Annotated in this window: 11 protein-coding genes and 1 pseudogene; 3 read left to right on the top strand and 9 right to left on the bottom strand. The window is 70.3% G+C overall.

Translation table 11 applies throughout. The features are described from left to right. Together AC08OU_RS12795 and AC08OU_RS12800 are read right to left on the bottom strand one after the other, a co-directional pair. A pseudogene (locus AC08OU_RS12795) lies at nucleotides 1–235 on the bottom strand (hypothetical protein); the annotation flags it as partial. Then, nucleotides 235–1,542, bottom strand: coding sequence for a CpaF family protein (locus AC08OU_RS12800; protein ID WP_476599925.1), 1,308 nt, complete (start codon nucleotides 1,540–1,542; stop codon nucleotides 235–237). The gene AC08OU_RS12800 and the pseudogene AC08OU_RS12795, both read right to left, overlap by 1 nt. A 593-nt stretch (nucleotides 1,543–2,135) precedes the next feature. Between AC08OU_RS12800 and AC08OU_RS12805 the strand changes: the two genes are divergently transcribed. Further along, entirely contained in the window at nucleotides 2,136–3,818 is a 1,683-nt protein-coding gene (locus AC08OU_RS12805; RefSeq protein ID WP_476599923.1) for a PAS domain-containing protein, read from the top strand. A 24-nt stretch (nucleotides 3,819–3,842) separates the two neighbouring features. Here AC08OU_RS12805 and AC08OU_RS12810 read toward each other — a convergent pair whose 3' ends face one another. The 6 genes from AC08OU_RS12810 to AC08OU_RS12835 all read right to left on the bottom strand — a co-directional run bounded on the left by AC08OU_RS12810 (nucleotide 3,843) and on the right by AC08OU_RS12835 (nucleotide 10,802). After that, a complete protein-coding gene (locus AC08OU_RS12810; RefSeq protein WP_476599921.1) occupies nucleotides 3,843–5,357 on the bottom strand; it encodes a hypothetical protein in 1,515 nt (504 codons plus the stop codon). Between the two features lie 494 nt (nucleotides 5,358–5,851). Then, nucleotides 5,852–6,346, bottom strand: coding sequence for a DUF6912 family protein (locus AC08OU_RS12815; RefSeq protein ID WP_462187078.1), 495 nt, complete (start codon nucleotides 6,344–6,346; stop codon nucleotides 5,852–5,854). A gap of 65 nt (nucleotides 6,347–6,411) precedes the next feature. Continuing rightward, nucleotides 6,412–7,443, bottom strand: coding sequence for a patatin-like phospholipase family protein (locus AC08OU_RS12820; protein WP_476604965.1), 1,032 nt, complete (start codon nucleotides 7,441–7,443; stop codon nucleotides 6,412–6,414). Nucleotides 7,444–7,674: 231 nt separating this feature from the next. Next, nucleotides 7,675–8,178 carry a transcriptional regulator gene (locus AC08OU_RS12825; RefSeq protein WP_462187080.1) on the bottom strand — a complete coding sequence of 168 codons (504 nt, stop codon included), beginning with the start codon at nucleotides 8,176–8,178 and terminating at the stop codon, nucleotides 7,675–7,677. A gap of 516 nt (nucleotides 8,179–8,694) precedes the next feature. Further along, a complete protein-coding gene (locus AC08OU_RS12830) occupies nucleotides 8,695–10,032 on the bottom strand; it encodes a CpaE/TadZ family protein (protein ID WP_462187081.1) in 1,338 nt (445 codons plus the stop codon). Then, nucleotides 10,029–10,802 carry an SAF domain-containing protein gene (locus AC08OU_RS12835; RefSeq protein WP_476599917.1) on the bottom strand — a complete coding sequence of 258 codons (774 nt, stop codon included), beginning with the start codon at nucleotides 10,800–10,802 and terminating at the stop codon, nucleotides 10,029–10,031. The genes AC08OU_RS12830 and AC08OU_RS12835 overlap by 4 nt, the downstream gene beginning before the upstream one ends. A 308-nt stretch (nucleotides 10,803–11,110) precedes the next feature. On the opposite strand from AC08OU_RS12835, the gene AC08OU_RS12840 reads away from it, so the two are divergent. After that, nucleotides 11,111–11,347, top strand: coding sequence for a helix-turn-helix domain-containing protein (locus AC08OU_RS12840; RefSeq protein ID WP_476599915.1), 237 nt, complete (start codon nucleotides 11,111–11,113; stop codon nucleotides 11,345–11,347). A 140-nt stretch (nucleotides 11,348–11,487) separates the two neighbouring features. Here the strand turns inward: AC08OU_RS12840 and AC08OU_RS12845 are convergent, their stop codons facing one another. Continuing rightward, nucleotides 11,488–12,057, bottom strand: coding sequence for a hypothetical protein (locus AC08OU_RS12845; protein WP_476593300.1), 570 nt, complete (start codon nucleotides 12,055–12,057; stop codon nucleotides 11,488–11,490). 156 nt (nucleotides 12,058–12,213) lie between these two features. Between AC08OU_RS12845 and AC08OU_RS12850 the strand changes: the two genes are divergently transcribed. Next, nucleotides 12,214–13,440, top strand: coding sequence for a LysM peptidoglycan-binding domain-containing protein (locus AC08OU_RS12850; protein ID WP_476604966.1), 1,227 nt, complete (start codon nucleotides 12,214–12,216; stop codon nucleotides 13,438–13,440). The last annotated feature ends 295 nt before the right edge of the window (nucleotides 13,441–13,735 follow it).

Below are 13,735 nucleotides of genomic sequence, written 5' to 3' on the forward strand. Positions count from 1 at the left end.
GGACCAGACCCAGACCCAGACCCAGACCCAGACCCAGACCCAGACCCAGACCCAGACCCAGGCTGATCATGACGAACTGACGCGGGGTCACGCCGCGGATGCCCGCCTGGGCGAGCAGGTCGCTCGTCGACCGTTCCCAGCGCGCCGTCGCCGACCAGGCCGCGAACCGCGGCCGGCCGCTGGTGACGATGAGGAACAGACCCAGACCGAACAGCAGGCCGAGGAAGATGCCCATCATCGCTCCGCGGCGATCTCGGGCCAGCCCCCGCCGGGCCGATGATGATGGTAATCATGGTCGCCCTGGGCCAGCAGGGCGGGCAGGTCGTAGCCGGCGCGGACGAACCGTTCGGGATGTGGCGGGAAGCCGTCGGCGCGGACCAGTCCGTCCGCGCGCGAGCGGTAGATCTGGGCGATCTCGATGACGTCCCCCTCCGTCCGGCCGGGCAGCGCGACGACCTCGGTGACGCGGCGCCGGCCCGAGACGTCCTTCTCCAGATGGACGACGAGATCCACGCTGGCGGCGACGGTGGGCACCACAAAGGCATGGCTGACGTTCTCGCCGGCGAGCAGGGGCAGGGTGCACAGTTTCGTCACGGCCTCGCGAGCCGAGTTCGCGTGCAGGCTGCACATACCGGGCAGCCCAGAGTTGAGCGCGATCAGCAGGTCGAGCGCCTCCTCCTGGCGAACCTCGCCGACCAGGAGCCGGTCCGGGCGCATCCGCAGGGCCTCCTTGACCAGCCGGCGCAGCCGGATTTCCCCGCTGCCCTCCAGGTTGGCCTGCCGGGTCTGCATCGCCACCCAGTCGGCGGCCCGCAGCTTCAGCTCGAACACCTCCTCGCAGCTGATCACCCGTTCCCGGGCCGGGATGGCCGAGCCGAGACAGTTGAGCATGGTCGTCTTGCCGGCCTGAGTGCCGCCCGCAATGATGATGTTGAGGCCGGCGACGACGGCAGCGTCCAGAAAGGTGGCCGCTGCCAGCGTGATCGTCCCGAGATCGACCAGTTCGTCCAGGCTCGACGCGGACAGCACAAACTTACGGATGTTGATCGACCAGTGCACCCGGGTGACATCGGGGATGACCACGTGCAGCCGGGAACCGTCCGGAAGCATGGCGTCGACGAACGGGGTCGAGAGGTCCACCCGCCGGCCCGAGGACTTCAGCATCCGCTCGACGAGGTCCTGGACCTGATCGGCGGTCAGAATGGTCGTCGTCAGCTCGCTGCGACCGGCCCGGGCGACGAATACCCGGCCCGGCTCGTTGATCCAGATCTCCTCCACGGTGGGGTCGTCGAGGTGGCGTTGCAGCGGCCCGAACCCGGCAACCGCGTCATAGACCAGCCGGGCGGTGACGTCCCGGTCGACGACCGGGGGAAGGTCACTGACGAGAACCCGTTCCTCATAATCGGCGAGCACCTCGTGAACGAGCTGACGCACCTGCGCCGGGTCCCGCACGGGATCGAGAGAACGCCGCCGGACGAGCTCTCTGACCTCGTCCTCCACGAACGATGTCGCGTCCAGCCAACTGCCGCGTGCCACCGCCACGGAAACCGCTGCTCCTCCGGCTTTCGTCTCTTCCCGCCCCGATAATTGCCACGAAGCGTAGAAAGAAGGTCACTGGTAAGCAACCCCCGACACCGGGGGCAGACGCAACAACGTTCGCACAACCCCCACCGGGGGCATGGAGCGGGTAGGGCTCAGGTAGGCCACAGCCCGTACAGAGTCCCCCCTTGACCACCAAGGTTGCTACTCTCCGCAGTCAAAAAGCGGTCGCGGACCGGACATTTGTCATCGCTCTGTGCGCATATCGACTGCACCGACGGTGCACCAACCGCCCCGGAAACGCCCGCGCGATTTCTCCCTCGAAACGACGCCGAGGCGATAGCCTTTCGGCGGTCCCTAACCCGAACATCCCTGTAGCCGATATCGCATCGCTGGGTCGACAGGCGGAATCCCCCCACCCCGCCGGTCTCATCCAGCGTCCCACCAACGCCTGCCTCGGGGGTCCCTTCCGTGTCCGGTCAGCCAACAACCAGCGCGGTCGCCAGCCGCCCGCGAGAACCTCATTCGGCCACCAGGGCGGCGTTGCTCCCGACGCCTCCCCGGCACGATCCCCCGGAGTGGAAAGGGGCATCACGATGAGCGGCGCCCGGGATCCCCGATCGTCAGACATGTTCGACACGACCGCTTGGAAAATGTTCTGGCGGATTGTCGAAAACTGCCCGGTCGCGGTATTCGCCACCGATGCGGCAGGCCGGTATCTCTTTGTGAACCGGCCGTGGTCCAAGTTGACCGGCGTTACCCGCGACGAGGCGGTCGGATGGGGATGGCAACGCATCGTCCATCCCGGCGACGTAGCGAACGTCGGCAGCCGGTGGCGGCGCCTCGTCACGCACGGCGACGGGTTTTCGATCCAGGTCCGGTTGATCCGACCGGGTGAACCACCCTGCGACGCGGTCATGCAGACGATGGTGACCTCGGCAGGGGACGGTAGACAACGGATCGTCGGCACCCTCACCGTGCCGTCGGCCAGTGCGTTCGGGAACGCCGCCGGGCCGGTGACGGGTGTGCCGGTGTCCTCGCCGCGGGTCCAAGGGCGTCACTCCCCGATCGGCCCATCGTCCGCGGGCCAGCCCGATACCGACGACGTCGCCGTCCAGGAACGGGCCGAACCCGACCTCGCTTCCCGCGAACCGACGTCTCACGAACCGGCGCATCACGAACCGGCCGATCTCGAACCGGCCGATCTCGAACACCTTGACGACGGGCAGGCCGAGCTCGACCGCCTTCGCCGTCGCGAGGCGGCTTTCGAACTCGCCGCTCTCGATCCCGACCTCCTCGACGGGCACCTGCTCGATCAGGATCTCCTCGGTCTCCAGGCCCTCGCCTCCGATGGGGTGCCCGCGGGCGATCTCGACAGGTTCGGCGTGTTCGACGGACCGGGCCCGTTTGATCTGCCGGACCAGTCCGACCGGTCGGATCGCCCCGATCGGGTGGACGAGATAGCCCGCCTGGACGGGCTGGACGGGCACGGTGACACCGAGGAGACCGATCTCGTCGACGCGGCCGGGGACCGCGAGGACGACGGCGAGTACCCGCGACGCGAAGCACCCTCGGCCTGGCCTCGGGCCGACCAGTCCGATCGGGGCTGGGAATGGTCTGTTCCGCTTCCCCGCCGGCCGGTTCCCGGCGAACCGACGCCGGGCCGGGCGACATCCCGCGAAGCCACCGAGGATCGGCCCACAGTCGGGTTTCCCCGCGGGACGCTCCCGCCTGGCGCGGAGTGGCGCGCGGCCGTGGCCCTGCATCGCAGCGAGAATGACGACCTGCGTCCCTTCGGACGCGCCAGGGGCTCGAACCACACCTGTGGCTGCCCGTTCACCGAGGCCCGACGGATCGAGGAGGCATGCCGGGACCGGGAACGCTGGCTGACGACCCTGCTCGCCGAACTGACGACCGCCGTGCTCATCGCCGACCGGGACGGGCGTGTGGTGGCGGTGAACCAGGTGTACTGCGATCTGTTCGATCTGGCGGACCTGCCCGTCGACCTGGTCGGAACGGATTGCCGGCTGCAGCTGCGTCCCCGGCCCGGGCTGGTGGACGATCCATCCGGATTCGCGACGCGCCTGGACACCCTGCTCCGTCGACGGCGGACGCTACGCCGGGAGGCAGTGATGTTCGCCGACGGGCGGGTGTTCGAGCGTAGCCACATCCCGCTGACCGCGGCCGACGGCTACCGCGGCCATGTCTGGCTCTACTCCGACGTCACCGACCGCCGGATCCTGGAGGCTGAGATCGAGGGACTCATCTCCGGACTGTGACGAGCGAGGTGGACGGCGGTCCGGTCAGTAGACGCCGCCGTAGTGCCGGGCCTGCAGATCCTGGGCCTGGCCGACCCAATCGTCGGAGACGATGCGGTCACCGAAGCCATCCAGCCGGTGAGCGAGCCGCTCGACGTCGGTATCACCCATTTCGGCCAGCTGACTGAAGGTTGTGATGCCCAACGCCCGCAGCCGGGCCTCGATCACCGGGCCCACGCCGACAATCTCCTTGAGGTTGTCGCCGCCCGACCGCACTGGATCGAGGAGACCGTTCCACCGCGGCGCGGGTTCCAGCACGACCCGGCTACCCGTACCCGGCTGGCCGCTGGCCCCGTTCGTTCCACCGGTGCTCCTGCCACCGGTGCTCTTCACGCCGCAGCCACTCCCCTGACTACTCGACGGCGGTCCGCCCGGGGCCGGTGGCCGGTTCTTCGTGGCAACGCCGCTCGCCTGGACCGTCGCCCCCGAGATGTTCGCCTCGGGCGACAGAGCCAGGCCGTGCGCGGGCAGCACGCTCTTCGACGGCCCCGCCTCGTTCGGGGTGACCGCGAGGTTCGACGAGACCACACCGCCCGCGGCAGCAACCCCGACCGCGACGGCGGCCTCGGCGGTGGGGGCAGCCTCGGGATGCTCGGCACCGGCTTTCTCGTCAGAGGAGGCCTGGCCCAGAAGCGCCTCGGATTTCGCGATCCGCCCCAGCAGGCTGAGCCGTTCGGCCGCCCATTCGGCCTGGTGCCGATCCAGCCGGGTGGTCATGGTGGCCACCTGACGTTGCGCGTCCTCCGCCTCCGTACGGGCCATGGCCAGTCGGGAGGAGAACTTGGCCGCCCGGCCCTCGGCCTCGACGAGCTGTCTGCGCAGCAGCTCGGCCTCATGGGCGAGCTCCGCCGCCGAAGGGCCGGCGGCACCCGGGCCGGCCGGGAGGGCCTGGGCCGCGCCGGGTGTCACGGCGTACGCCCGGGCCCGCATCGCTGCCTCGATCTCCTCGACCCGGGCGCTTGCGATCACGGCATGGCGCTCCGCCTCGGCGATCCGCCGTTCGGACTCCGCGGCACGCTGTTCGGCGACAGCGAGCCGGGCAGTTAGATCCGCCTTCTCCAAGGCGACGTCGTCACGCTGCCGGCGCAACCGGGCGATCAGCTCGGCGGCCTGCCCTGTGCCCGTGCCGCGGGCGCCCGAACCGGGGACACCCGTGTCGGCGTCGCCGACGCACGCCGCCACGGCGTTCCCGGCCTCGGCAGCGTTCCCGGCCGCCACGGCGTTCCCGGCCTCGGCAGCATTCCCGGCATTCACGCGGTTCACGTCGTTCGCGGCTGCCGCCTGATCGGCTGACGGGACCGCGCCGGGGCGGGATTCGTCGAAGCCCAAGCCGGTGCCGGCCGGCGTCTCCACCGATCCCGCCCGATTCCGCGCGGCGTCAGCGTCGGCGTTGCGGGCCTGCCGGCGCAGCGGCGCGATCAGGAAGACCCAGGCCAGCGCCGCACCAATGAGCATCGCCACCAGCACGTATGCCAGGATCTGCCCGGCGAGGTACAGCATGGGCTGCCAGCCTCCTTACCGCGGTAGGTCGGTCGAGATCACACCTGCCAGCGGGGGTGACATCTCGGTACGAAGGTTGTGGGAAGTGGAGCCCCCTCGGCGCCATCCAGGTGGTGACCCGGTCGCCGCCGCAAGGCTCCCCAGCATTATTCGCAACGCCCGGCATCGGCCGCACCCGGGGAGGTTCAACCGTTGTCCACGTCGATCTCCCTGGGTGGGAAATCACCGTTCACGGACGGCAGGCGACGAACAGCACCCCAGTGAGGAGTGAGGAGTGAGGAGTGAGGAGTGAGGAGTGAGGAGTGAGGAGTGAGGAGTGAGGAGTGAGGAGTGAGGGAAGACAACCGCGAGGGCCGCCCGTCGGGAACATTTCACGCCAGCTGGTCACCAGTCCAGACAGCATGCCCCAACGAGCCGTCAACGTGCGTGGTCTCCTCCGCCGCGCGGGGGAGACCTCCGCCCCCGCGCACCCAACATCCGCGTCTCCGTCGGGGTCAGAGAAGACCGGGGAGCTCCTGAGGCGCGAACCACAGCAGTTCGAAGCCCTCGACGCTGTCCACGGTGAAGGCGGCGTCATCCCCACCGAGATCGGCCTCGACGATGCACTTCGCCGCCGCCGCGACCGCCGCGACAACCTCCTCGTCGTCTCCGTCGTCGACATGGATGGCCTGCACGGCCGACCACGGCACCGGGAAGTCCACCTCGACGGCACCCTGCTCAAGATCATCTCTTACCCGCACCTCGCCGTCCGCGACATCGGCCACGAAGACCATGCGCCGGCGCGGCGCGGACGGGTCGGCGTCCAGCAGCCGCAGGCTTGCCCGGCCGGCGTCGTGCAGCGCCGCGTACTCCAACTCCTCCTCGGACTCCGACTGGGCGTACCACTCGCGCGTCGCGGGGGTGACCGCGAATCCGGTGCCTGGGGGGATGCGCGCGGACTCCCAGACCGATCGGGCGACGGCCAGCGTGGACGGGAGATAGATGCGCACCCGCTCAGTGTGCAACCAACCGGGGCGAGCCGGCTACGAGGACCAGGTCAGCCACGAGGACCAGGTCAGCCGGCCAGGCCGAGCCCAAGCCGGCCCCCGCTCGCCTCGGCGTCGTCGGTGGCCCCGGCCACGCCGGAACGGGCGGCGGCATGCAGGGCCTCGCCCGTCGTACGCAGCGCCGTCTCGAACACCTGGGCCCGCCGGGTCAGATCCATCACGTTTCCGCCGATGACCTCGAGATCCTCCGGACCTGGGCAGAGCACCGTCACCCGGGTGCCCGCCGCCTCCACCATCTCGACCTCCCGCATCAGCCGGCGGGTGGCGGCCCGGCGGACCTGGCGTTCGACCCGGGCCACCGTGCCACGGGGTCGGTCGAGGTGGAACGAGCAGGCCGGGGCGAGCACCAGGATCTCCGCGAGGCCCGCGTCGGCGAGAAGATCGACCGATGCGGGCGATCGGGTTCCGCCGTCAACGAATCGCTGGCCGTCCACCGCGACCGGGGCGTACCAGCCGGGAATGGCACACGACGCCATCACCGCCTCGGACAAGGTTGCCCGAGGCGCATCGGCCACACCGAACAGCACGCGCTCACCGGTGTCGAAGTTCATGGCCACCACCCGCAGCGCGGGCCTGGTGGGCCACCCGGTCGGATCGAGGCCCTTGCGGTCCATCGCCGCGGTCACCAGATCGCCGACCGCGGAGATCTTCCCACGGCCCTGTGGAAGCATCGCCGCCAGCGTGACCATCGGCGAGGACCGCCGGGGGTGCCGGGCACTGGCCGTCAGCAGCCTCGGTGAACCCATGCGCATCCGGGGGCGCGGGGGTAGGGAAGCACCGAGGTCGCGGTAGTCAAGAACGGGATCCCCCGCCTCGTAGATCCCCCGCTCGGAATTGGCCATCACGTCGATGCCGATCCCCAGACCGAGCAGGGCCGCGACCACCGAGCCGGCGGACGTGCCGACCACCAGGTCGGCTCCGCTCAGATTACGGCCGGTCGCGGTCTCGACCGCCCGCATCGCGCCGATCATCCAGGCGGAGCCGAGCACTCCACCGGCTCCCAGGATCAGACCTCTGCGTGGGGCCCGTTTCCTGGTCATAGTCCACCTCCCGGCGCGGCGACCGGGAAGGGAGACGCATCGCGCTGGGATGCCCGCCGCCCGGCATGCTCGCTGCCATGTGGGCCGCCCGGTCGCACCTGGGCCGACCCGCCCACGAACGGCGTGCCCGCCTCGTCGGGACGGCCGGGGATGGGCCGGTAACAGTCCATGGTCCGCGTTGACCGTACCTTGCTGCTCCCGGCGCTCGAAGCGCCCGGGCAGTCCACCGGACTACTCCGGCGGCTCCTCGCTACTCTCTTCGGGGAAGCTGGTCTCCAGCACTCCCCAGTTCCGCAGCCGCTCGGCGAACTCCTGGGGGGTCGTGTCGTGGAGCAGGGCGAGCGCACGCACGTCGCCATCCCGGATGGACAGCACACGGCCGGCGTAGTCGTCCCGTTGGCGCTGGATCTGGGCAACCCACCGACGGACGAGAGCAGAGGAGTCCGGCGGAGCCTCGCTCAGCTTCTCCAGGTTGAGCACCGTACGTGGGCGACGCTCCCGCGGCGGCAGCTGATCCTCGTTGGGCAACAGCGCCGAGACCGGGACTCCGTAGAATCCCGCGAGTTCGGAGAGTTGATGCACGCTGATCATGCGGTCACCGCGTTCGTAGGAGCCAACGGCAGCGGTCTTCCACCGCCCCCGCGACTTCTGCTCCACTCCCTGCAGCGACAGACCCTGCTGTATCCGAATCGCCCGCAACCGGGCGCCCACGGCCTTCGCGTACTCTCGGCTCACCCGACACACCCCCAGCCGTCTCGAACGAGCATCACGTACCTCTCGCCGCGCCCATAGGAGATCAAGGTACGACTCGTGTGGTGCTGGCGAGGCATGCTCCCACTAGCGTAACGTTGCCGAAAGAGACCGCTCGCAGATACATATACGATGCTACGTTGCGTGACTTTCTTGTACGACTTCTCTCGCATCTCAGACTCTACGGATTAAGAAAGCTACTCTATGTAGTAAATTTTATAAGGTCGGAAGCTATCAGTGAGATCTCTCTCACGACTTGACCGAAGTTCCTCCACACAGCGATGCCCCCAAATTGCTCGTTGTAACCGCCCCCACTACACCAAGATGGCGACACGAATACTTTATGTCACGGTTACGCCAAGGGCGTAACCGTGAGTTGCCGACGCCGCGCAAGCAATCGGCCGGACGGCAGCAGGCCCAGCGGGGGATGCGGCCCCGGCTCGTCCGTCGGGACGGCCTGCCCGCTCACCAAGATCATCTGGTTCGCCGGACTCACCGAGTTCACCGGGCCTGGCGCCGCAGGCTCCCCCGCCGACGGCGGGGAGCCGCCGGGCGGCCAAGCAGCCGGCCGGCCAGCTCCCTGATCGCCAGCCGGGCCGGGGAGGTCGGAGCGATGTCACGCAGGAGCTGTCCGGCCACCTGAGCGGCGTCCAGCCCGGCGAGGTCGTAGGGCACCAGGGCCACCGGCTCGGTCCCGGTGTGGCGCAGAATCGCCCGACTGACCTCGCGGGCCGGGTCTCCGCCCACGACCGAGGCGCGCAGCCGGTTCACCACGACAAGCGGGTCGACGGAGGGGACGGTCTCCCGCAGGTCGGACAGTCCCCGCACAAACCGGACCAGACCGACCGGTTCGGCAGACGCCACCGCCAGCACGACGTCGGCCGCGCCCAGCACGGCGAGCGTCGCCCCGTTACGCCGGGGCGCGGAGGTGTCGAACGACAGTTCCTCGTCCGTCTCCAGGCAGAACCCGCAGTCCACAACGACGAAGGACGCCAGGCGCCGGGCCATCGACAGCACGGTCTCAACGGATGCCGGGCGTAGCTCGGGCCATCGCGAGGGGCGGGGGATGCCGGGCAGCACTCGCAGGCCGCCGCCCAGATCACGGCACAGTACAGCGAGCCGGGGCACGTCCAGCAGCCCCTGGTTGGCCGACCGGGCCGCCGCAGCCAGACCGGGGGCCTCCTCGAGCAGGCCGACGAGCTGCCCGACCGCGCCGCCGTAGGAGTCGGCGTCCACCAGCAGGGTGGAGGTCCCCAGCCCGGCGAGTTCGGCGGCCAGGCACAGCGCGATCGTGGTGCGTCCCGGCGCGCCGGCCGGACCCCATACCGCGATCACCCGGCCCACCCGGCCGTCGCCCGGTCCGATCGGCCCCACGCCGTCGGTGACACCGATGGCCGGGGCGAGCGGCCCGAACCCGACGAGTGGTTCGCTGTAGGAACCGGGCGCCCGGGTCGCCGGCGCGGCCGCGTTCGTCGCCAGCGCCCGGGATGCCTCGACGACCGCTCCCGCGATGACCTCCGCGGTGGCGTCCGAGGGGATGACCGCGGCCACGCCGAGCTGCCGCAGCCGCCGGTCGCCGTCCTCGTCGCCGGGGGCGGTCAGCCCGACCACCGCAATGCCCGCCATGGCCAGGCGGGTCAACGCATCCCGGTCAAGCCGGCGCAGGTCCGCAGACAGCAGGGCAGCCCGGGCCGCGCCGGTGGTGGCCGCGGCCAGCAGGTCCGGCAGGTCGACGCAGCGGCGCACCACCGTAACCCCGAGGTCGCGACGATCGAAGGCCGAGACCAGGCCGGCCTCGACCATCGCATCGGTGACAGCGGTGAGGATCGGCAGGCTCACCGGCCGTACCCCGGCACGGTGGTCGGTCCCGTCGAGCCGACCCCACCGCGGGAGTCGCGCTCAATCTTCACGACGTCGACCCGCTCGCTCTGCGAGGCCGCGACGGCCTGGATGGCGTTGTCCACCGGTACGCGCAGCGTTAGCGAACGGTCCCCGCTGGTCAACTTCTCGAGGCTGACAAACTCGACGTCGTGCAGGATCAGCACCTCGGCCCCCGCGCCCGCGGGCGCGGCCGGTGTGCTCCGGCCGGCCTGCTGATCGCCCCCGGTAGTGCTCGGCGCGACGGCGCCGCTCTGGAACACGAAGACGTCCACATGGTCACCCGGTCCGAGGGTCGGCAGCCGCCCGGCCTTCACGATGATCGGCACCAGCCGCGTCGGCTGGGTGTTCTGGCCGGCGAAATCGGGCCCGCTCACCAGCTCGCCGGTGTCCACCGGCCGCGCCAGGGTGGCGCCGACCAGGTCGTCGAGACGGCTTCCCGGGTAGTAACGACCCGAGGTCCTCTCGTCGAGCCTGGCCGGCACCGTGGCGAGATCCCCGGCGACGATGATGTGCCCGGCCGGCATGTCCACCTTGGCGACCACCCACTGGTGGGTCGCGTCCGCGCTGGCGAACAGCCGCGCCCCGACGACCACCGAGACGAGCACGAGTAACACCCCGACGAGCAGCCGGGAGTCACGCCACCGTCGGCGGGTCAACCGACGGGCCGGGGGTGATGCCGGTGGCGGGGACGCCTCCGGGCGGGCCGGTGCCGCGGCGAGCTCGGTCACCGGGAGACCTCCCTTTTCTCCTGGCCGGACCATTGGTACATGTTCGCACCTTCCGGTCGCAGAGCGTACGCGGTCGTCGGCCCTGAGCCCAGCCAAACCAGCGAGGAATCGGATGCGGACCGAACGGGATCCGTCGACCTCTGGGCCAGGCGGGCACGGGTAGCGGACCAGTCCAGTACCTGCGAGCACGGGCTTTTGGCGGTATCCGCGTGCACTTATCCACAAGCACGCGCATCCGGACGCGATAAGCGGTGGTATCTCTGATACACACGTGAGGAGAGACATCTGCCCTCAGAAGGAGGACTTTGATGAACGACCGCTTCCTTCAACTCAGCGATGTGGCGGACATCCTCAACATCTCCTCCAGCCAGACCTACGCGCTTGTCCGCTCGGGCGAGCTCCCCGCCATCAAGATCGGGGGACGGGGCCAGTGGCGGGTGGAGCGCACCGAGCTGGAGGCGTACATTCAGCGCGCCTATGAACAGACCCAGGCCTTCGTCGCAGCCAATCCGATGAGCCGTAACGAGGCTCCGCCCGAGGACTAGGGGGACGTAATGAAGTAACAAATACGTGATCGAGAGCATCATCGCAGGTCACAGGCCTGTGGAGGGTTCGAAACGCGCAAGTTATTTCATTTCGACTCCTAGACGCAGTAGGCGCGGCGAGGTCAGTAGGCGCGGCGAGGTCAGGGGATCCGACGAACGTAGGCGATCGCGTCGAGGGGGATGGTCCAGCCGGAACGGATCTGGCCGCGCCGGGCGAACTCGCCGACGGCGTGTTCGGCTACCTCCAGGAAGTCCGAGCCGACCCGCACCGGCGTCCCGTGCAGGGTCACCCCGTCCACCAGCATGAGCGTGCACGCCGAGCGGTCCCGGACGAGCCCGCGCAGGACGTACCGCAGATCCAGCTTGGCCGCCAGCGGACCCTCATGACCCGGCTGGGCCGAGACCACCGGCAGGTTCTCCACGGCCAGCAGCGACCGCACCGGCACCAGAGCCTCCGTCGCGCCGGGCTCGGCGATGAGCAACCAGTCCACCCCGAGGGCCGACAGGGTGCCGTGCAGGATCTCGGGAGCGCGCTGACCACCCAGCACCCGGCAACGCGCCGGGTGTCCGACGACAGGTCGCATCCGATCGATCAACCGCAGGTAGGCAGCCTCCCGTCGGCTGCGGTCCGCGAGCTCGGCGGAGAGCTCGGCGGCCTCATTCGCCTCCCACTGCAGCTCCAGGTCGGCAAACAGATCCTCCCATCGCACGAAATTCCTCCCATAAAGGTAGATTTCGCCCGCTTCCCCCAGTCACCCCTCGCTCCCCACACAAGCAGGGTTGACAGCGAGCTTTCAGGAGTTTACACAAGCAAACGTAGGCAAACGAACGATCTCGACAACATCCGGCGGACAGGAGCACCCACAATGATCGCGAGGGCGGCTCGACAGACGCTGGCGCGGTTCGCCGGCGCGACCGCGGCCGCAATCACGGCGATCATATTGATCGTTTTCGGACCCCGGCTGGCCGACCTGCCGGAGAGCATCGAGGCCGCCCCAGCATGGTTCGCCGCCGCGCCCGAGCAGGCGCTGGCCACGATCATCGGGGTCGTCGCCTGGGTGTGCCTGCTCTGGCTGTGCCTGGGGGTTCTGCTCAGCGCGCTGTCGGCCGTCCCCGGCGGAGTCGGCCGGCTCAGCGCGGCGCTGGCCCGCCGGATCGTTCCCCGCACGATGCGGCGGATGCTCGAGATCGGCCTCGGAGTGACACTCGTCGCCGGGGTGGCGCCGATCATCGCCGCGGTCCCGGCCTCCGCGGCCACCGGACCTGCGGGGACCGGTGTCAGTGCGGGCGCCACCGCCGCACTGCCCGATCTGGACCGGCCCACCACCGTCGGCCACCCCCCGAACCCGATAGCCAGCTTCCCCGGCCTCGACCGCCCCCCGGCCGGCACCTCCGCCGGTCACACCCCCGCGACACCCCCCGCATCCTCCACCGGCCCCGCCTCCCCTACCGAACCCGTAACCGGCGCCGGTGCCATCCCGGCGACCAGCCCCACCCCGACGATCTCGGTTCCCGGTCTCGGCGAGGCGATCCCCGTCGTGGACCTGCACGGGACCACCTCAGCGGCCGGCTCGCCGACGCGGCCCCCCTCCCCGGGTTCCGCCGCCGGCGGAAACCCGGTGCACACCGCCCCTGACCCCGGCGCCCTCACTCGGCTCACCACGGCTCACACGACCACAGCCGGCTGGCCGGACTTGGACCGACCCGCCACCACCTCCCCGAGCAACCCGGCCGCGCCCGGCGCAGCCATCACTCCGACGCCGTCCCACCCGACACCGTCCGGACCGGCGGCTCCGGCCGCGTCGACACCAGCCCGGGATCCGATCGTGCCGCCGGCCCCTCGTGGAACGGGCACGCCCATGAGCCTCCCGGGTACCGACCGGACCTCTCCCGGCGTCGATGCGGCGGAAATCGTCGTCCTCCGCGGCGACAGTCTCTGGTCCATCGCGGCCCGTCATCTCGGCCCGGACGCGACGCAGGAGCAGATCGCAGCCGAGTGGCCACGGTGGTGGGCCGCCAACTCCGACCTGATCGGCCACGACCCGAATCTGATCTTCCCCGGCCAACGCCTGAAGCCACCCCCCGGGCCCTGACCCCGCCCACCACTTCCGGAGCCTGCCGTGACCGCCACCTACGCCCTGACCCTGCCCCGGCGTCCAATTCCGGCCCCCGCAATGCGCCGCCTTCCCGTCATCCCCCACGAACCGCCCTATGACGACGAGGCCGGACCCTCGCCGGCCGGCGCCTCGACCGGCTCGTCGACAAGGCCGCCCCGACCCCGGGTGCGGCCGGCCGGATGCACTACCGCCGATCGTCCAGGCCGGCCCGTGACCACCCCGGGAGGCGGCGGACGCCGCCGCGGCGGCCCGGCGGGACCCGGCGGGCCGC

Source organism: Frankia sp. CcMO1, assembly GCF_977945845.1.